At 46.8% G+C, this 19,431-nt stretch carries 12 protein-coding genes; 10 read left to right on the forward strand and 2 right to left on the reverse strand.

Features of this window, described 5'->3' with window-relative positions:
* The first annotated feature begins 2 nt into the window (after positions 1–2).
* The 8 genes from ACXAD8_RS20885 to ACXAD8_RS20920 all read left to right on the forward strand — a co-directional run bounded on the left by ACXAD8_RS20885 (position 3) and on the right by ACXAD8_RS20920 (position 12,192).
* A complete protein-coding gene (locus tag ACXAD8_RS20885; RefSeq protein ID WP_475232099.1) occupies positions 3–1,304 on the forward strand; it encodes an MFS transporter in 1,302 nt (433 codons plus the stop codon).
* A 4-nt stretch (positions 1,305–1,308) separates the two neighbouring features.
* Complete coding sequence (locus ACXAD8_RS20890) at positions 1,309–2,238, forward strand: sugar kinase (protein ID WP_475232101.1); 930 nt, start codon at positions 1,309–1,311, stop codon at positions 2,236–2,238.
* 79 nt (positions 2,239–2,317) lie between these two features.
* Positions 2,318–2,935: a bifunctional 4-hydroxy-2-oxoglutarate aldolase/2-dehydro-3-deoxy-phosphogluconate aldolase gene (gene eda, locus ACXAD8_RS20895; protein ID WP_475233044.1), complete on the forward strand. Its 618-nt coding sequence runs from the start codon at positions 2,318–2,320 to the stop codon at positions 2,933–2,935.
* 54 nt (positions 2,936–2,989) lie between these two features.
* A complete protein-coding gene (fbaA, locus tag ACXAD8_RS20900) occupies positions 2,990–4,051 on the forward strand; it encodes a class II fructose-bisphosphate aldolase (RefSeq protein WP_475233046.1) in 1,062 nt (353 codons plus the stop codon).
* Positions 4,051–5,025: a class 1 fructose-bisphosphatase gene (locus ACXAD8_RS20905; RefSeq protein WP_475232103.1), complete on the forward strand. Its 975-nt coding sequence runs from the start codon at positions 4,051–4,053 to the stop codon at positions 5,023–5,025. The genes fbaA and ACXAD8_RS20905 overlap by 1 nt, the downstream gene beginning before the upstream one ends.
* Positions 5,026–5,030: 5 nt before the next feature.
* The gene (locus tag ACXAD8_RS20910) at positions 5,031–6,011 is read left to right on the forward strand and encodes a polysaccharide lyase family 7 protein (protein ID WP_475232105.1); all 981 of its coding nucleotides are present in this window, start codon (positions 5,031–5,033) and stop codon (positions 6,009–6,011) included.
* Positions 6,012–6,372: 361 nt separating this feature from the next.
* Positions 6,373–9,084, forward strand: a complete 2,712-nt coding sequence (locus ACXAD8_RS20915; protein WP_475232107.1) for a poly(beta-D-mannuronate) lyase — start codon at positions 6,373–6,375, stop codon at positions 9,082–9,084.
* Between the two features lie 87 nt (positions 9,085–9,171).
* Positions 9,172–12,192 (forward strand): TonB-dependent receptor, encoded by a 3,021-nt coding sequence (locus ACXAD8_RS20920; protein WP_475232109.1) that lies wholly within the window; start codon positions 9,172–9,174, stop codon positions 12,190–12,192.
* 599 nt (positions 12,193–12,791) lie between these two features.
* Here ACXAD8_RS20920 and ACXAD8_RS20925 read toward each other — a convergent pair.
* Positions 12,792–13,841: a polysaccharide lyase family 7 protein gene (locus tag ACXAD8_RS20925; RefSeq protein ID WP_475232110.1), complete on the reverse strand. Its 1,050-nt coding sequence runs from the start codon at positions 13,839–13,841 to the stop codon at positions 12,792–12,794.
* 272 nt (positions 13,842–14,113) lie between these two features.
* Here ACXAD8_RS20925 and ACXAD8_RS20930 point away from each other — a divergent pair, with 272 nt between their 5' ends.
* Together ACXAD8_RS20930 and ACXAD8_RS20935 are read left to right on the forward strand one after the other, a co-directional pair.
* The gene (locus ACXAD8_RS20930; protein WP_475232112.1) at positions 14,114–14,965 is read left to right on the forward strand and encodes a diguanylate cyclase; all 852 of its coding nucleotides are present in this window, start codon (positions 14,114–14,116) and stop codon (positions 14,963–14,965) included.
* A gap of 432 nt (positions 14,966–15,397) precedes the next feature.
* Positions 15,398–18,358, forward strand: a complete 2,961-nt coding sequence (locus ACXAD8_RS20935) for a TonB-dependent receptor (protein ID WP_475232114.1) — start codon at positions 15,398–15,400, stop codon at positions 18,356–18,358.
* Positions 18,359–18,472: 114 nt separating this feature from the next.
* Here the strand turns inward: ACXAD8_RS20935 and ACXAD8_RS20940 are convergent, their stop codons facing one another.
* Complete coding sequence (locus ACXAD8_RS20940) at positions 18,473–19,204, reverse strand: FadR/GntR family transcriptional regulator (RefSeq protein WP_475232116.1); 732 nt, start codon at positions 19,202–19,204, stop codon at positions 18,473–18,475.
* Positions 19,205–19,431 lie beyond the last annotated feature (227 nt).

Raw genomic sequence — 19,431 nt, forward strand, 5'->3', positions numbered from 1 at the left:
TCATGAAACTACAAGGATTACGCTGGTGGGTGATAGTGCTTATCGCACTGGCAACCATCATCAACTACATCGACCGACAAGCCTTAAGTGTGCTTTGGCCGGATATTGTGGAAGAGCTATTTCCGGATAAGTCAGCGCTGGAGCGCAAGCAAATCTATGCCAACATCTCCATTGTCTTTGTGTTCGCTTATGCCTTTGGTCAGGCGATTTTTGGCAAGATCTTTGACTGGATAGGTACCCGTCTGGGTTTTGTGTTATCCATTGGTGTTTGGTCTTTAGCCACTGTGGCCCATGCTTTCGCGCAGGGCGTACTTAGCTTCAGTATTTTTCGTGCCATTTTAGGGGTGGCTGAAGCGGGCAACTGGCCCGGCGCTACCAAGGGTTGTGCGGAATGGTTCCCGGTAAAAGAGCGGGCGCTGGCACAGGGGATTTTTAATTCTGGTGCGGCTATTGGCGGCATTATCGCTATCCCGCTGATCGCTTACATGACGGTCTATTTTAGCTGGCAAATGGTATTTATCGCCGTGGGCCTGGTGGGCTTTTTGTGGCTGGTGCCCTGGCTGATTTTGGTGAAAGCGCCACCAGGAATGCACCCCTGGATCACGGAAGAGGAGCGCGAATACATTCTCACCGGGCAAAAGCGGGTTTGTGATATTGATGCTCAGTCCGATGAAGAAGAATACAACCCGTCTACCCAAGAACTATTGTCCAGAAAGCAAAGCTGGGGGGTGATTATTGCCTCAGCCGCAATTGATCCTATCTGGTGGCTGTTTGTGTTTTGGATCCCGATTTATCTCAATGAAGTGTACGGCATGGACGTGCAGTCCATCGGTATTTACGGTTGGGTACCTTACGTGGGGGCCATGTTTGGTGCCTGGTTTGGAGGCTTGTTAGCACAAAATCGCTTAAAAGCGGGCTGGAGTGCCGACAAAACCCGCAAGTTGGTGATTACCTTGGGATGCCTGATCATGTTACCTGCGTTGTTAGCCATGGCCGATCCTGGTGAGCCAGTGATTGCGGTACTGATAATGGCGGTGATCTTGTTTGGTTTTCAGACCGCGATTGGGAATGTACAGACGCTGCCAAGTGACCTGCTAGGTAAAAAGTCTGTAGGCACATTAGCTGGATTCTCTGGTATGGCAGCTAAGCTGGGAGCGGTGGGATTAACGTCTTTAGTTCCCTATCTGACGGCGGATGGTAATTATACCCCGGCGTTTGTGATTGGTGCCTCGTTAGCCATTATTGCTATGGCGGCTGTATGGCTGTTGATTCCAAAAATTGAACCATTGAAAAAGCCAGAGTAACGCCATGAAAAGCATTTATTTATTAGGTGAATGTATGGTGGAGCTGCGAGCCACCGACGACACCACCATGAAGCAATCATTTGCTGGCGACGTATATAACTGTGCAGTGTATCTCAAGCGAACTTTTAAGCAGATCAATACCGCTTTGGTGACGGCTATTGGCTCGGACAAACTCAGTGAGCGTATGCTGCAACAGTTTCAACAGGAGCAATTGGAAACATCAATGGTATTCCGCCATCGCGACAAGAACCCTGGCTTGTATCTGATTGAAACTGACTCTACTGGCGAGCGCAGTTTTACCTATTGGCGCAATGATTCTGCCGCCAGAAAAATGTGTGACTTTCTGCATGAGCCGGAACTGGCGCAAATTGCACAGGGTGACATGTTGTTTTTCTCTGGAATCGCATTAGGGGTGATAGAAGAATCCTCCAGAGAATTGTTTTGGCAAAAATTGGCAGTGCTTAAAGCAAAAGGCGTTACCCTGGTGTTTGACCCCAATTACCGGGCTTCCATGTGGCAAACGCCAGAGCAGGCTGCACAGAGTTTTCATCGCGCTTTTCAGTTGGCGGATATTGCCTTGCCCGGGGTAGAGGATTTAGAAGACTTGTTTCAGCTGACTTCGGCACAGCAGGTGATTGAGTTTTGCCAGCAATACCAGTTATCAGAAGTGGTGGTAAAAAATGGCCCGAATTCAGTGTTGACCTGGGACGGTGAGACACTATCTGAGCACGCAATCACACCGGTGACTCAGTTGGTGGATACCACGTCTGCCGGAGATGCATTTGACGGTGTATACCTGGGAAGTCGTCTTTGCGGTATAGCTATATCTGATGCGGTCCAGCTGGCAGTTAAAGCGGCGGGAATTGTGATCCAGTTTCCAGGCGCCATTGCCCCGGCTGATCAATTTCAAGCGGCCATGAGTGGCGCTGACTAAATCCCGAAATACCTTTTTTCATTTTCATCGTACTGTGCTGGTGGATTATCAACCATCAGCGTTATTAGAGAGAGATATCATGACACGCTTTTCTGAACTCATGTCAGAACAAAAATTGCTGCCTATTATTCAGGCCAACAGCCCTAAACAAGGAGTGCAGATTGCTCAGGCTATGGCCGCTTCCGGGCTTAAATTGATTGAGGTAGTACTGCGCACAGAAGCCTCTTTAGCGGCGTTAAGCGCGATTAAACAACAGGTGCCAGGTCTGATTGTGGGTGCGGGTACTGTTACTAACTCTGTAATCTTGCAGCAAGCGCTGGAAGCCGGAGCTGATTTCATTGTGACGCCTGCAGTATCGGAGCATTTATTGTGTGAATTGAAGGCTTGTCCGGTGCCGGTGTTACCCGGTGTCTCTAATACCGGAGAGATTTTACTGGCTGCGGAACATGGCTTTGAGGAGCAAAAACTGTTTCCTGCATCTTTGTCGGGTGGGCCGGCGTTTTTGTCTGCGGTGTCTTCGGTGTTTCAGTCAGTTTCCTTTTGTCCAACCGGCGGTGTGAATGCTGAAAACCGCATGACTTATTTGTCACTGAACAATGTCTTTGCGGTTGGGGGTACCTGGGTATCGCCTAAAAACTGGGTGGAGCAAGAGAACTGGCAAGCGATCACTGATGCCTGTCGTCAGGCTATACATTAGAGGAAATTTAAGATGGCTGTCCACACAAGCACTCACTCAAGCACAAATAAAGCAATGATTGAACCGGGAGTGATAACCGGAGAGCAGGTTTCCCGACTGTATAGTCACGCCAGGCAGCACGGCTACGCCTTGCCCGCTGTAAATGTAGTGGGCACGCAATCGGTAAATGCTACCCTGGAAGCGGCTGCTGCGGTGAAATCACCAGTGATTATTCAACTGTCCAACGGTGGAGCTCAGTTTTTTATCGGTAAGTCGGTACCGTTGGATAATCAGCAAGCCGCGATTGCTGGTGCAATCGCAGCCGCTAATTATGTGCATAGTATTGCGGCTCATTATCAGGTGCCCGTTATGTTGCACACTGATCATGCCGCCAGACCTTTACTGCCCTGGATTGACGGTTTATTAGAAGCTGGCGAGGCCCACTTTGCCGCCACCGGGAAGCCGCTGTTTAGCTCTCATATGTTGGATCTATCGGAAGAGCCATTGCAGGACAATATTGCCCTGTGTGAACGTTACCTTTCCCGTATGGCGAAAATCGGCATGACCCTGGAAATTGAGCTGGGCTGTACCGGTGGGGAAGAAGATGGCGTGGATAACAGCCATCTGGATAACTCTGCGCTTTATACACAACCGGAAGATGTGGCTTATGCCTATGAGCGGTTGAGCAAGATCAGCCCCAACTTCATTATTGCCGCTTCTTTTGGCAATGTTCACGGTGTTTACAAGCCCGGCAATGTGGTGCTAACACCCGAAATACTTCGTGATTCCCAGGCTTATGTTTCTCAAAAATTTGGTTTGCCGGATAACAGTCTGAATTTTGTATTCCATGGCGGCAGTGGTTCAGAGCCAGAAAAAATTGCGGAGTCTCTGAACTATGGTGTGGTGAAGATGAATATAGACACTGACACCCAATGGGCCAGTTGGCAGGGCGTTAAACAGTATTATCAGGAAAAGCAGGACTATCTGCAGGCTCAGATTGGCAATCCTGAAGGGGAGGATAAGCCCAACAAAAAGTATTACGACCCGAGAGTGTGGTTACGTCAGGCTGAGCAGCAAATGGCAGCCCGATTAACCCAGTGTTTTGCTGACCTTAACTGTTTGAACAGGTATTCCTGATGCGGCGCTTAATTCCGGTTTTAAAACAAGACGGTGTTGATACCGATCTGATTATGCTTATTCGCACAATATTAGCTGCCTGCAAGGAAATCGCGTTTCGGGTCAGTCAGGGAGAGTTGGCGGGAATTCTAGGCTCTACTCTGAACGAAAACATTCAGGGGGAAGTGCAGAAAAAGCTGGATGTGGTGGCCAATCAACTGCTCAAAGCTATGTTACTGGACGATGAAACTGTGATGGCCATCGCCTCTGAAGAGGAAGATAATGTCGTCGCTGGTTCTGATAGTGGTAAATACATTGTCGCTTTTGATCCCCTAGATGGCTCATCAAATATCGATATCAACGGTCAGATTGGCACCATTTTTACCATTTATCCCGCCCGGCATGATGTACCACCAGACAGTGATGAGCAATTTGCGCAACCGGGCTCTGCACAGCTTTGCGCCGGGTATGTGCTGTACGGTCCTGCTTCGATGTTGGTGATGAGTACCGGAGCAGCCACTCGTTGTTATACCCTGGATTTAACACACGGCGGCTTTTTGCTGACCAAAGAGTCCTTGCGAGTACCACAAGATAGTCGTGAATTTTCTGCCAATATGGCGAATTACCGCTTTTGGGGGTATGACATACAACGCTTTTTCGATCAGCTCTTGTTTGCCTCAGAAGCCTTTAAACACAGCTCATTACGCTGGAACGCGGCCATGGTGGGCGATATGCACCGGGTATTGAGTCGCGGTGGATTGTTTTTGTACCCCGAGGATTCACGGGCAGGAAACCAAAACGGTAAAATCCGATTGCTGTATGAAGCTAACCCCATCGCATTTTTATTGGAACATGCTGGTGGTAAAGCGACCGCCAGAGGGCAAAGGGTGCTGTCTATTCAGCCCACCAGTTTACATCAACGTGTTCCTGTTGTGGCCGGGTCGGCTTCTCGGGTTAACGATTTTAATCAGTCTGTTTATTCGGACCAAAGGTAACAGCCATGACCAGGTATTCATGTTCTGTATTGGTGGCAGTGTTTTGCCTTTCAATGAGTTGGGTTGTGCTGGGGCAGTCAGCACCTCAAAATCCTCATGCAACATTAGCAGATGGCAAACTGCTCGGCGATTGGAGTCATTTAAAGCCTGGAGTGAGCCCGTCAGAGAACTTTGATCTATTAGATTGGAGTTTAACCTTACCCACTGACCTTAATAAAGACGGTAAGGCGGATATGATTTATGAGCAGCCTTTGAGTCAGGGCTTTAGTCTCAAGCCTTTGTTTTACACTGCTGACGATGGCGGAATGGTGTTTGCGTGTCCCAATGAGGGGGCGAAGACTTCTAAAAATACCAAGTATCCCAGAACGGAGCTAAGGGAAATGCTGCGCCGGGGAAATACCCGAATCAAAACGCAGGGAGTTACTAAAAACAATTGGGTGTTTAGCTCTGCTCATGGTTCTGTCAAACGCGATGCTGCAGCTGTAGATGGTAGTTTGGAGGCTACATTGGCTGTAAATCGTGTATCAATAAGCGGAGAAGCCAAAAAAGTAGGTCGCGTTATCATCGGTCAAATTCATGCCACGGATGATGAACCGATCCGTCTTTATTACCGCAAATTACCTCACAATGATTTGGGAGCCGTGTATTTCGCCCATGAGCTTAACGGGGGTGAAGACTTATGGGTTGAGATACTCGGCTCACGTTCTAGCAACTGGCGTAACCCCGAGGATGGCATTCGCCTGAATGAAAAGTTCAGCTATAAAATCACCGTGGCCGATGAGATGTTATATGTGACTTTGATCCGCGAAGGAAAGGCCAATATTCACAAATCTCTGGATATGCGCCAAAGTGGCTACGGCAGTAATAACCAATACATGTATTTTAAAGCCGGAGTCTACAATCAAAATAACAGCGGTGACCCCAGAGATTACGTTCAGGCCACTTTTTATCATTTGAATAATAGTCACCCTGGTTACCAGCACTGATATCGGATTTCAGGCTGTCGTCACCCTATAAAACTTCGAAATAATCAAATGCCGTTCCGCCCGATAAGGACTTGTCGGGCTACCTCCCTCGATGAATTCAAACTTTTCAAAAGTTAAGTGTTAACCAAAAATAGTTAAATTGGTAATAGCGTTGTGTGGCTTTTGTAAAGGTTGTTCTCCTGTCTTTGTAAATTAATTGTTATTTTTGTTTGTTAAGTGATGGTAATGAAGTAAAAAGTGTGTTTATATTTACCTATAGGTTAACAATATGTTGTTTTTTATTATTACCAATAAGCCTTGATTTGTTCTGTTTTTGGTAATTGGACTTGATTAGGTCATGACTTTGGAGATTCAAACCATCATGAAACGAAAAGTACTAACGCTCTGCACCGTCGCTATGGCACTGGCCGGTTGCGGTGGCGCTTCAGATAACAATCCCAATACCCGAGGTAATGTGTCGCTTCAGGGAACCCCCACCACTGGGGAAACACTGACTGCAACCGTGAGCGATCCCGATGGTATTTCCAGTCCCATTACCTACATCTGGTACGCCGATGGCGAGCGTATCGAAGGGGCTAATCAGAGCACATTTTTGTTAACCGATGCGCAAATTGGTCTGTCTGTGACTGTTCAGGCTTTATACACAGATGATGGCGGAACTAATGAGTCCCACATAAGTGTTGCTACTTCAGACGTTGCGGCTATTCCGTTTGATGGGGCAGTGAGTGTGCAGGGAGATGCGGTAGTAGGCGGTCAGTTAAGCGCTACCTTGTCGGATGACAACGGCATTGAAAATGCAGCTGTTGCCTGGCAGTGGTATGCCGATGAAGTGGCTATCACAGATGCAGTGCAATCTACATTGGAATTGCAGGAAGAACAGTATGGCGCATTCATTACAGTGACAGCCATGTATACCGATGACCGCGGATTTGAAGAAGTTGTAACATCTGAAGCGGTTGGACCCGTTTCAAGAGTCAATTCGCCGGGCGCAGTGACGATTTCTGGTACACCCACTGTAGGCAATACTCTGAGTGCAGAAATAGAAGATGCGGATGGCGCTTCTGGGCAGGTTGCTTATCAATGGTATGCTGACGACGTTGCCATTGACGGGGCTACAGAATCCTCCTATGTGGTAGAAGAAGCCTATATTGGTAGCGTGCTCACCGTGTCTGTAAGTTATGTGGATGATAACGGTTTTATTGAAGAAAACATCTCAGAAGCAACCATAGAAGTAGCCAGTGTCGCAGTTGATGAACCTGGCAGTATTTTTATTGAGGGCACTAAACCTTATCTCGCTGACGCATTATTAACTGCCACGATCACAGACAATAATGGCGTGGAAGAGGCTAATGTTAATTATATATGGATGGCTGATGGTGAGGTCATTTCCGGCACTCAGGGCAATACTTTAATCCCTGATAACCATGCCGGTGCCGTGATCTCGGTAAGTGCCAGTTATGTAGATAACGATGGCTTCAGCGATACCGTTGAGGCCAGCTTGGATTCGGTAATTTACAGCCAGGTGGTAACGGACGCTACGGGGCTGTTGGCTGCTGTAAATGGCGGTCTGGCAGATGGCAGTGTGATAGGGCTGAACAGCAATATCTACAGCGATTTAGATGAAATTTCGCTGACCAGTGGCGTGCAATTGCGCGCAGTTGAGGAGCAGTCACCGGTAATCTCTGGCGAACTCTGTATACATGTCACTGCAAGTGCCACCAATACCAGCATTAATGGTTTGACGTTCACCGATATTGATACTAAAGCCGGTTCGGTATGTGAAACTGAGGAGCAGGCTGTAATTTATTCTGAGGCGGATAACTTTGTGTTTAGCCAAAACACTTTATCCGGGGATCAGGAAGAACTGAACGAAACCACACATCACTGGTTAATGCTAAAAGGTTCTGGTGCCGTAATAGAGCGCAACACTTTTACCGGTAGAAACCATGCCGAAAAAGGGGCGGTGATTAAACTGGCTTCAGCGGGCTCGGACCATCTTATTCAGTACAACCTGTTTAGTAATAGTGACAACCCCAATTTTGATGACTCCAGCTTATTGTTACTGAATGTGGGCAGTACCACAGGTACGGATTCCGCAGAAAATAGCGGTTTCACCATTCGTTACAATCGCGTAGAAAACTTTGTGACCGGGCGTCGATTGATGCGGGTGCAGACTTCCGGTGCCAGTATTCACGGCAATACAATTATTAATGCTAATGGCGGTATCTCGTTGGAAGACGGTGGATTTAACCGGGTTACAGATAACATCCTGATCCGTACCACCGATATTGCCAGCTCAAATGATCGTCCTAGCGGAGTACTGATCACACCATTGGGTCACACAGTGGAAAATAATTACATTGCTGGTATTCGCTCTACCAACAAAGAAGCGGGTGGTCTGGTGTTCACACCAAACCCCTTCTCGCAGGCTGACGGTGGTGTGCCCAACGCCGGAAATCAGGCTATTTTAGATGGAACCGGTGATTTAACTTTATCGGTTAAAAACAATACGGTTTTGAATTCTATTCAACCAATTGTATTTAGTACCGAGATTGGCTCCAGAGCGCCGGTTGGTGACTGTGATGAACTGACTGCGGATAACAGTCCGGTATTGTATTCACTGACTAAAAACTTTTTCGTCATCAACTTTGATGCCAATTTGATCGCGAACGGTTTGAACGACGATCCGTTAGCCCAGGGATTGTTCTTACCTTTTGATGCCAGCAGTAGTGACCACACCTTTGAATACGACTGTGATCTGATAAATCACGAGCAGTCGTTTTTCTCCAATAACTTTGGATTCAGTGATAGCTATGCCTCTGGGGATGTGGAAGACGAATACTGGGTGGATATCCGAAATATGAATGGCAATGGCCAGTTTGATACTGACGGCGCTGTTGATCAGGATCCTGCCGCGAACGGCAAAGAAGCCCCTGACTTTATTACGGCCAGCAATAGCCTTATTGAAACCAATCCCAATGGTGCTCAATCCCTGGCGGGCGCAAAAGGGCTACACTATATCCAGGCCAATCAGGTTGGTGCGGGATCTAGCTGGGTTGCTGAGGAAGATTAATCGCATGTTCCAGAACACCAAAATCAGACATTTTACTAAACGACAAGACGCCTTAGGCGCACTCGAATTGACTATGGAGAACCTGTAATGTCGTTGCATACAGAACACAAACCACATTCCAATAGCCCCGGTTTTGCGCTAAATCCAATTGCCAACTGGTTGCGCAAGGGCTTAATTATCACCCTGGCCGGTGCCACAACATTGCCGGTATTGGCGCAGGAACAAGTGACTGAGCAGCAGGCCGAAGATGTTGAAGTGATTGACGTAGTTGGCACCCGTAAAACCATTCAGGATCAGATTGCCATTAAGCGGGAAGCCACCACAGTGGTTGATGGTTTGTCAGCCGAAGACATTGGTGATTTACCGGCTCTGTCTATTGGTGAGGCGTTGGAGTCTATTACGGGAGCGGCTTCTCACCGCGAAAATGGTGGTGCCACAGAAATTACCATTCGTGGCTTGGGACCATTTCTAAGTGCAACCCATATCAATGGCCGTGAAGCCACCAATGGCAGCGGCGATCGTTCGGTGAATTTTTCCCAGTTTCCATCAGAATTAGTGAAGAAAGTAGCGATTTATAAAACCCAGGACGCATCAATGATTGAGGGCGGCGTTGCCGGTGTCGTGTCTCTGGAAACTTTGCGTCCTTTGGATTTTGGCAAACAGCGTGTTCAGGGTGAAGTAAAACTCAATTACAACCCAGATGAACGCAATATTGAAAACTCATTGCAAAGTGATTTGGGGTATCGCGGCACCTTCAGTTATGTTGACCAGTTTGAGTTGAATAATGGCCAGGCGATCGGTTTATCTTTTGGTGTACAACGTCAGGATATCAGCCAGCCAGAAGCTGAGTACCGCAGTTCCAGCCCTACAGGATCCTCTTTGTGGGCCTGTCTTAACGACCCTTTCAATACCAATGAAGGCTTTTATCGCAGCAGTGCCGGGGATTGTGAAGATCAGGTGAGTGGCAGTAGCAACCAGGGTTACGACACTGAAATCGACCCGGAAACCGGCCGTGCTGTGAGTCATGGTACACCTTATGCGTGGACGGGAAGCAGTCGGAGTTATCGTCAAAATGAAACATCGGACGAGCGTGACGCCTTGTTCTTCGCTTTGCAGTATCAGCCGTCTGATGCCTGGGAAATTAATCTGGATGCGCAATTTTCTGATCGCATTCAATCTGAAGCTCGTCATGATTTGATCTGGTTGCAAAAACGAGCGACGCCAGGAGTGACAGGCCCAACGTTGGTTACCAATCAGGTGGGCGGAATTTTACATTGGGAAGGTGAAGAGCGCTTTGAATCTGCGGGCGAGCAGTTTTCTCGGGAAGAAAATTATCGCGGCGCGGGGATCAACATTGAGCACTTCGCCACCGACAGGTTATCGCTGATCTTCGACTTGTCCTATTCTCAAACAAAACGAGAAGAGTTGCAGATTTCTAACCGTGGCCGTACCTCTAATCGCCCGTTTTTTACCTGGGACATGGGAGAGTACATCCCTCACATCACAGTAACTGACTTTGATGTAACTGATATAGCCAATTTTACTGACAGCCTGCGGACCCGCATTGACCGCGAGAATGTGCGTGACAACGAAGTAATTGGTGCGCGACTGGACTTTGACTATGAACTGGATGGCGGAGCTTTTACCAGTATTCAGGGCGGCGTGCGTTTATCTGAATTAAGCTTTGTTCAGTATGGTGGTAGTCAGGGTAATGGTTCGCGAAATCAATACAATCTTGATACCGGACAAACCTCAGCCCTGGATGTGTTACAGGGATGTCAGATTGAGTTCCCGGAAACAGATTTTCTTTCCAGCGTGTCAGACGGCAACCTCATCACGCATGTTGATAGTGACGGCAATGTGGTGTCCAGCGGTACAGGCTCTAGCTGGGCGACGTATGACAACATTTGCTTTTCTCAGGCTGTAGTGGCTTCTAATGGCGGTCAGTTTTTGTATCCTGAGGTGGAATATGAGAACGCAGGTACCAAGGATGTTACGGAAAAAACCACAGCTGCCTATCTGATGGCGAATTATGACACTGAACTATGGGACAAGGTGGTTCGAGGTAACTTTGGGGTGAGGCTGGTGGATACGGAAGTAACTTCAGTCGGGTTCAGAAACAGTTTCGATGTGGTGTCAGACGAATTTGGTGTATTGAGCCTGGTAACCGGTGACTCGCTGGAACGCATTGAGGGCGGCGGCGATTACTTTGAAGTGTTGCCAAGCTTCAATTTTGTGATGGATTATAGTGATACAGTGCTGCTTCGTGCGGGTATTTATCGCGGTATGTCCAGAGCCGATCCGGGAGATCTGGGTTATAGCCGTACCTTCCAAACCGATGATGATGTGGCGCCAACGACATTGGCTGATCTGTTTGTCGGGGCTAATGGCTCAGGCAATCCCAATACTCAACCATTGATGTCCTGGAACTATGACCTGGCGCTGGAATACTATCCAAACGAAGATTCTATCTTTGCGTTGAGCGTTTACTACAAGCAGTTTCAGGGAGGCTTCCAGCAGCGCACAGAACTGGAAACCTTTGTTGTAGATGGCCAGGAAGTGACGTTACCCATCACCAATTCTGTGACCAATGAAGACGACAGTGATTTATTTGGTATTGAAGCGTCAATCGCCTATCGCTGGGACAACGGAATAGGGGTGAAGTTTGGTTATAACTATGCCGATACCGACTTTGAATTTGAAGACAGTAATTATGGTAATACCTTTGTTACCGATGTTGATGGCAATACTACGCAGTTAACCGAAGGTATTATTCCGGCGGGCTCCGTGCCCGGCTTCTCGGAACACGTGTTCAGTGGCCAGCTGTATTATCAGATCGGCGATTTGGATACCGCATTGATTTATAAATACCGCAGTGAGTATTTCCAACCTTATACCAGTAATGGCACCCGGTTGCGCTATGTGGATGAGGTGGGCGTTTGGGAAATGCGGGCGTCTTATAAAATCAATAAAAACATACGGGTAAAAGTCGAAGCCATTAACCTGTTCAGCGCGCCTAAATCTCAGGATTTTTACGTGCAGGATAACCTGGGTGAAGTCAACGACTACGGTCCACGCTTGTTTGCGGGCGTCAGCTTCAAATATTAATAAGCTCCAACAAGCTACATCAACACCTAAGCGCTCACTTACCGGTGAGCGCTTTTTATTTAGTCTTACCTACCGACAATTCATTTTAACAGTGTTTGTGTTGGGCCAAACAAGCTGAGTCCTGATAGCTTGTGACGCTTCCGCTAAGCTTTAAGGTGATTTTCACGTCCTACAGCCAGGTGAAAACAGGCTGCAAATCCAGTGGTAAGTTCCAGCCATTGTTCCGGTTTATTATTGATTGGTATAAGACCCAAGCATTGCAGATTGAGTTTGACGCACGAAGTGCACATTTGCAAATGTGTGGGAGTTTGGAGTCTGTACTGAAGTACAGTTATTATGTATGTCCAGCTAAGGGGAGACTCGCTTTGATGCTCCCGGGGTGATTTACCTGAGTATCTTGTGTGATGGCAAGGTTGTTGGCTTTTTATTTTGTATCAGGAAGCAAAACCGGTGATGCGGAATTGGAGAGAAAGCGTTTGCTTATTATGTAAAAAGACCTGACCCACTCATGTGGGTAACATGTGCAGGACCATGTTTTGACGCTGCAACAAAATTTTACGCCAGAGCATGATAATGATCTGGCGTAAAATTTAAGAAAATTATTTAGCGGGTAATAGCTTCAATTCTGAAAAGCTGACACTGACATAGTCGCCATTTTGTTTATCTGTTTGCCAGTCACCCGTACCGGCGCAACCGGGATACCAAAATCCGGGTTGCTCTTTAACACTGCATTGATTGTAAGCACCCGCTTTGAAGTAGTGCCAATCTCCGGCGTACCCTTGCGGATGATCTTTACTATCGATATTGCCCCAGGCATCAACATTGTTGGACAAATCTATTTGATACTCGACTGTCTGATGACCTTCAGCCATAAAAGTCAGATGCATGACATTACCGCTGACATTTACTTCGTAGCTAAAGCTTTCACCCAGGCCAATTCCGGTTTGACCGGGATCTTCTGGATTTTCCCAGGTTACACCCCAAACCGGATAAGCGATGTCGGTGCGATGGCTGTCCTGTTTAGGGAGATTGCGTTCATAGGTCCAGAAAACTGAGCCGGTTTTGTGAACAGGCCATTTTTTGTAGTAAATTTTTAGCGGTTCATTACCCCATCCGAATCCTTGTTTTTGTTCAATTAAGCCTTTGTCTTTTCCGGCGTGAATCTGTCCGATAACCACTGAGTAAGCAGGGTATTTGTCTGGGGACCTGGCGTTAATTGCTACGTGATTAACTTTTAGGGTGGCACGCATGATGCCGCCAATCGACGCAAATGAGTCGCTATCTGGGTGTGCGGCGAGCGCAAAGTTATTGCCAGGTGATTTGGTTTTTATTTTTTTGTTGCTGCCCCGTAGCATTTGTCTCAATTCGCTGCGGGTATTGGTGGATGTGGCTGTGGTAGCTGCCTTATTGGGGGCCTGGAAGGTAATATTTCCCTGCTCATCCAGAAAAAAGTAGTCTGGATGACTAAAACTCTTAATATCTGCCACATCAACCTCGTCAACCTTACCATTGCCATCGGCATCCATGGGCAAAGTGATTTTCCAGTGACGGAGATCCAATTTATCGCCCGGTACTGTAGCTGCTTGCGCCACTGATGATACTGTCCCTGTCAGCATTATCATCGCCATAGTGTAGTTTGTCAGTGCCATAACTTACCTCTTCAACTTGCCTGAAATACAGGCACTCGTCGGCACGTTTAACATCCCGGTCCGCATTTGAGTACCTGACTTTAAATAAATGTTAAACAATAGTTAACCAATAATCAATATTGGTAATAATAAAATGTAAATTAAATGTTGATTGTGGTTATCCAGTTGGTATATAAGTTTTAGCTGATTTGTTTAATAGCTGTTATTGCTGTGAACCTTTGGGTTCGATACGGCCTGATTGCTGTTACTAATAACCAGGTGTGGAGGGATTTATGAAACGGGCAGTAGTACTAGTGATTCTGGTCTTAGCTTGTGTGCTAGCGAGCGGGGCACAGGCTGGAACCATTAAAGTCAATAAAGTGGTTGGCGCTAAAGAGCAACTTATACTTTCTATTTTGCAATTGGCCTTAAGTCAGTCTTCGCCAGAGACCGAAATTTTACAAATGGAAACGGAGATCCCGGTAGGGCGTCTGGTAGAAGAGACGGATGCCGGACGTATAGACTTGATGTGGGCGGGCTCGTCAAAAAGTCTTGATGAAAAACTGAGTGCAGTGCGGATCCCTTTGCTGAAGGGGTTGCTGGGCCATCGCATTTTCATTATTCGACAGGGAGACCAGGTTCGTTTTGACGCAGTGACTGATTTGAATGGTTTGAGTGAACTGGCTGCTGGTATGGGGCACTTTTGGGGATCCACCCGGGTACTGAAAGAAGCCGGGCTGCAAGTCGAAACCAGTGTTAAATATCAAAATCTTTTCCACATGCTGGATGGCGGGCGATTTGATTACTTCCCCAGAGCCGCGCATGAACCCTGGTCAGAGGTTAAGGCACATCCTGAACTTGGCTTAGCCGTAGAGAAAAACCTGCTGCTTATCTACCCTTATGCTATGTATTTTTATCTGCGAAAGGATAGTCTGGAGTTGCACGGTAAAATCTTACGGGGGCTGGAAACGGCCATCAGCAACGGCAGCTTTGATGCCTTGTTTTATGCTAATCCCATGATTAGGTCAGCCGTAGAAGAAAGCCACTTTAGTCAGCGACTGGTCATGCGCATTGGCAACCCCGACATGCACCCAGACACACCCGTTAATCGCCCGGAATTGTGGTTGGATATCGAAAAATTATAATGCTTTAGTATTATTTCTAAAAAAAATTTCTTTTATTCAGAGCGGTTGGCAGTTTTGGTTTACCGCTCTGTATTACCCCGTGACAGATAGAGATCCCAGCACCGCGATGGTGCTCCATTTCTGGGATCATTTCTCTTCTTAATATTCCTTTAACCTTCTGAAATCTAAACATAAAAACAGAACTGATTTGGGGTCAATGGCGACAATGAGTCAGTGTGTTTTGTGGCTTCGTTTTACATTTTCTACACATTTGTTGTTACCAACTACTGGCCTGTTTTACGTGCTTTGGTATTGCGTTTGGTAATTCTAATGGTAAACCAAGGGGTTGACCAAAGTGGTTTTGTGTTGTAAAAAATATGTGAAGTGTTTGTAAAGGCCAATTGGTCATTTGCATTCAATTCCTTTAACACACAACTAACTATGGAAACCAAGATGAGACCCAATCTATCCAAAATCACTCTGGCAGTACTTTCAGCTACCGCTTTGAGTGCGCTAAACCCCGTACTGGCACAGGAAGAAACGACTGAAGAAGCCGAAGGCGTTGAAGTTATTCAGGTGTCAGGTATTCGCGGCTCTTTAACCAACGCACTGGCGGAAAAGCGCTCTGCTTATAATCTGGTCGAAGTTATTCAGGCCGTCGATATCGGTAAATTGCCTGATCAAAACCTGGCGGAAGTTTTGGAGAATGTGACGGGGATTCAAATTACCCGGGAAGCGGGCGTAGGAACCGGAGTGCAAATTCGCGGCACCAACGCTAACAGAACTGAGATAAATGGGGTTTCCACAGTAGGTTCCGGTTCTGGTCGTAGCGGTATCAATTTCGAAGATGTGTCAGCGGCAATCATTTCTGCTGTAGAAGTCATCAAAGCGCCGGAAGCCAAAACAATCGAAGGCTCGGTAGGTGCGACCATCAATCTGAGAACCATACGCCCTCTACAACTAGATGAAAGATTGATGTCAGTGCGTGTTCAGGGTGAAGAAAGTAGTCTGTCTACAGACAGCATGACTCCGAGATTCTCCGGTGCTTTTGGTGATAATTGGGAGTTGGATAATGGGCGCTTCGGCATTGTATTAAGTGGAAGCTATGCCGAGCAGGATGTTACAGCTTTCAGACCCCGTGCTGACCGAGATAATTTGGTGGCATCAGATAGCGGCGCTGCCAGTGCGCAAGACTTTGACTTTCTTCCCATCCAGTTTCTGAATCAGGATTACGATAACTTCGAATATGAAACTAAGAACTTTGCAGGAACCCTGGAATGGGCACCTAATGAGAATAGTAAATATTATTTTGATGTTGTGTTAAATGACCAGGAACGCCGCCAGGAGAGTTCCAGAGTGCAGGCGTCAGGTGTGAGTGCATTGAATAACATTTCAATACCCGGTGCATTTGAAACAGTTAACTTCGGTAGCCTGGGTGGTACCGATTTAGGCAGTATTCAGGCGGCGTTGCAAGGTGTTATCCCGGTCGATCTGGAAGACGATGATGACGATCCAAATTTGCGTCTTTCCAGTGATACTAACTCTCGTATAACCGAAAGTGAAATTTTCAGGCTGGGTGGTGAATGGCTGGCAGACAACTGGTCTTTGGAAGTGGAGGTATCCACTTCGTCCTCTGATAGTTCTACGCCCAGTTTTAATACTACTTTAAACTTTATCAATCCGAATGCGCCATTGGATCCGGGTGGTAGCAATGATAATAGCGTGCCTATCATTTACGATTTATCGGGTGGCTCACTCGCTTATGGCATCGCTTTTGGTACTGAATATGCCCCTACTGTTGAGCAGATGTTAGATCCCGCGAATGTGGTTTTACGTGATGTTAATATCGGACAAGATATTGCGGAAAATGAAGAAAATGCCTTTCGTGTAGACTTTAATTACGATCTTGGTTTATCGCTAATTACATCAGTTGATGTGGGTTATCGCTATAATCAGACCAGCAGTCTACGAGATCAGGTTCGCTCTAATGTAGGTTTGCGCAGTATGAGTGATAGTCCCAGAGGTGACTTGTTCGCGGAAGTGTTAACAGCAGGTCCTGATAACTTTAATGCCGCAGATGGTCGAGCCTTATACGTAGGTGACTTTTTATTGATTGATCCAGAAATGGTGGCAGCTGACCCCGATGGCGTATTAGCTATTTTGAATTCGGCGATTACTGCTCACGGAGGAAGTCGCTCTATCAGTTCTCCTTCTTCACAGGTTAGTGGCTTCTTCGATATCGAAGAAAAAACCCATGCCCTTTATGCACAAGCCAATTTTGAATACGGTGCTATACGAGGAAATGTGGGACTGAGATATGTCGATACTGAGGTGAACTCTTTGGGTAATTCCATAACTCAGGACGCCAACGGCAATCAGATTGTTGAACAGGTGGTGAGTAAAGGCGATTACGATTTCATCTTACCCAGATTGAACATTGTGGCAGACGTTACAGATGATGTTGTAGTTCGAGCGGGTTTGTCAAAAGACATTCGCCGTCCTGACTTTAATGATCTGTCCACCTCGGTGACCTTTAGCACCAGCCCTAATCCACCCGTTGCTGTCGGGAATCCGGGATTACAACCCGAAGAAGTTTTATCCTTTGATATTTCTGCTGAGTGGTATTTTGCGCCGGCAAGCGTGTTAAGCGCAGGTATTTTCTATAAAAAGCGTAAAGATTTATTCGTGAATCAGCAATCGGACCCGTTTGAAGATCCTAATACAGGCTATCGCGATATTACCGGTCCTGACTGTGAGCAAGGCGGTATCTTCAATCCAATCGCGGATATTAATGTATTTGGCCCTGATGCCGGTGTCGGTGTGTGTGTACCTGTATCTACGGTTATTAATGATACTGGCGAAACAACACAAAAGGGGATTGAGATTGCCTTCCAGTACGACTTGTCTGAATTTGAATCGGAACTCGGCTGGGCTTCAGGTTTTGGTATTTTAGCCAATTACACCAAGCAAGAGTTTTCCGGTGGTGAGTCTGTTAACACTGCAACCAGTCGTGCAAACAATGTCTTTGCTGCGACAACGGGTGTCGATGGTATCGAAGTTTCAGCTATTCAGGGCTTAATCGATTTGTCCGAGAATGCCTATAACTTTACCCTGTATTATGAAAAATATGGATTCTCTGCACGGGCGCGATACACCTGGCGTGAGGCTTATCGTTCCACCGATTTTGGTAGTACCAGCAGTTTCCCCTGGGGCTTCCCTGTGGTTCAGGCCGACAGAGGCCAGTTGAATGCCAGTGTTAGCTATGATGTGAATGAGCATTTGAACATCGGAGTGGAAGCAGTAAATCTTACTGAGTCGGATGTTGAACAACACTGTGTGAATGAAGGGGCATTGTTGTGTTATCAGGGCTTAACTGACAGACGTATTACCTTCGGTGCCAGCTATCGTTTTTAATAAGCTGTCAAAAACTGAATCAAAATAGCAAGCTTAGAGCTTGCTATTTTTTTATATGAATTTATTACTCTGAGAGGGAGTAGCGCCCTATTCACAGAGCGCTAAACTAAGGGGTTACTGAGATAAATGGGAAATGGAGTATAAACCCCGTGTTTCGCTGGTTTTCCTGCGGATTTCTTCCAGTGCTTTTTTCTCGCTGGCATCAAACAGGGCATTGATGAGGCGATTGAAGTGGTCGTGCATGGCTTTTCTCGCCGCTGATGAATCTCGTTTGGCAATTGCTTCGTAAATGGCGGTGTGCTCTTTCAGGCGTTGCTCTACGCCCTGAGAGCAAACATCTTCATAGGCAGCAATAATTTGCGGACGAGTGCGCCTTAATTCCCATAAATTTTTAACCGACAATAACAGTGCGCTGTTGCGAGTGGCTTTGGAAATAATCTCATGAAAGCGTTGATCGGCTTCTTCTGCAGATTCCGGTATTTTCATATCTTCCAGTGCCTGACCTAAACGTTTTAGTTCTTCCTCGGAAATAGTTGCAGCGGCTAGTGCGGCAGCTTCAGCTTCCACCAGGGCTCTGGCCTGAGTCAGTTCAAAAGCACTGATTTCTTTGAGTAGCTTGTCGGATTCATCTGCGTCAGTGACAAATACCCCCGAACCGGTTTTTACTTCCACTTTACCGCGCACTTCCAGGGCAATAATTGCTTCTCGAATGGTGGGGCGGCTGACGTCAAATGCTTCTGCCAATTCCCGCTCGGCAGGTAAGCGACTGCCTGCGGCATATTCACCTTGCTCTATTAACGATTCGAGTTTATCAACTACTGTCCAAAAGCGACGACGACTTTTCATTTAAGCGATCTCTTGTGTTTATTGGTAATAATTAAACATTTCTCAAAAACATTTGTTCTGCCCATATAAAACCTGACCTCAGGTAATATCAGGCAAATCAGGCGAGTAGGTATTTGGGCCTGCAATTGTAAATTGGTAATGCCTCTTTAATTAATTGGTAACATAGCTAGTTGTGATGGGCTTGTCAATTATTCCGCTTACAGATCGCAAGGAATTAGGGGGATTCC

It is taken from the genome of Planctobacterium sp. AWH2_060, from assembly GCF_056158425.1.

What these genes read in the sequence shown, in the direction of transcription:
- ACXAD8_RS20885 (WP_475232099.1), top strand. Translation starts at nt 3, where the DNA reads ATGAAACTACAAGGATTACGCTGGTGGGTGATAGTGCTTATCGCACTG.
- ACXAD8_RS20890 (WP_475232101.1), top strand. Translation starts at nt 1,309, where the DNA reads ATGAAAAGCATTTATTTATTAGGTGAATGTATGGTGGAGCTGCGAGCC.
- eda (WP_475233044.1), top strand. Translation starts at nt 2,318, where the DNA reads ATGACACGCTTTTCTGAACTCATGTCAGAACAAAAATTGCTGCCTATT.
- fbaA (WP_475233046.1), top strand. Translation starts at nt 2,990, where the DNA reads ATGATTGAACCGGGAGTGATAACCGGAGAGCAGGTTTCCCGACTGTAT.
- ACXAD8_RS20905 (WP_475232103.1), top strand. Translation starts at nt 4,051, where the DNA reads ATGCGGCGCTTAATTCCGGTTTTAAAACAAGACGGTGTTGATACCGAT.
- ACXAD8_RS20910 (WP_475232105.1), top strand. Translation starts at nt 5,031, where the DNA reads ATGACCAGGTATTCATGTTCTGTATTGGTGGCAGTGTTTTGCCTTTCA.
- ACXAD8_RS20915 (WP_475232107.1), top strand. Translation starts at nt 6,373, where the DNA reads ATGAAACGAAAAGTACTAACGCTCTGCACCGTCGCTATGGCACTGGCC.
- ACXAD8_RS20920 (WP_475232109.1), top strand. Translation starts at nt 9,172, where the DNA reads ATGTCGTTGCATACAGAACACAAACCACATTCCAATAGCCCCGGTTTT.
- ACXAD8_RS20925 (WP_475232110.1), bottom strand. Translation starts at nt 13,841, where the DNA reads ATGGCACTGACAAACTACACTATGGCGATGATAATGCTGACAGGGACA.
- ACXAD8_RS20930 (WP_475232112.1), top strand. Translation starts at nt 14,114, where the DNA reads ATGAAACGGGCAGTAGTACTAGTGATTCTGGTCTTAGCTTGTGTGCTA.
- ACXAD8_RS20935 (WP_475232114.1), top strand. Translation starts at nt 15,398, where the DNA reads ATGAGACCCAATCTATCCAAAATCACTCTGGCAGTACTTTCAGCTACC.
- ACXAD8_RS20940 (WP_475232116.1), bottom strand. Translation starts at nt 19,204, where the DNA reads ATGAAAAGTCGTCGTCGCTTTTGGACAGTAGTTGATAAACTCGAATCG.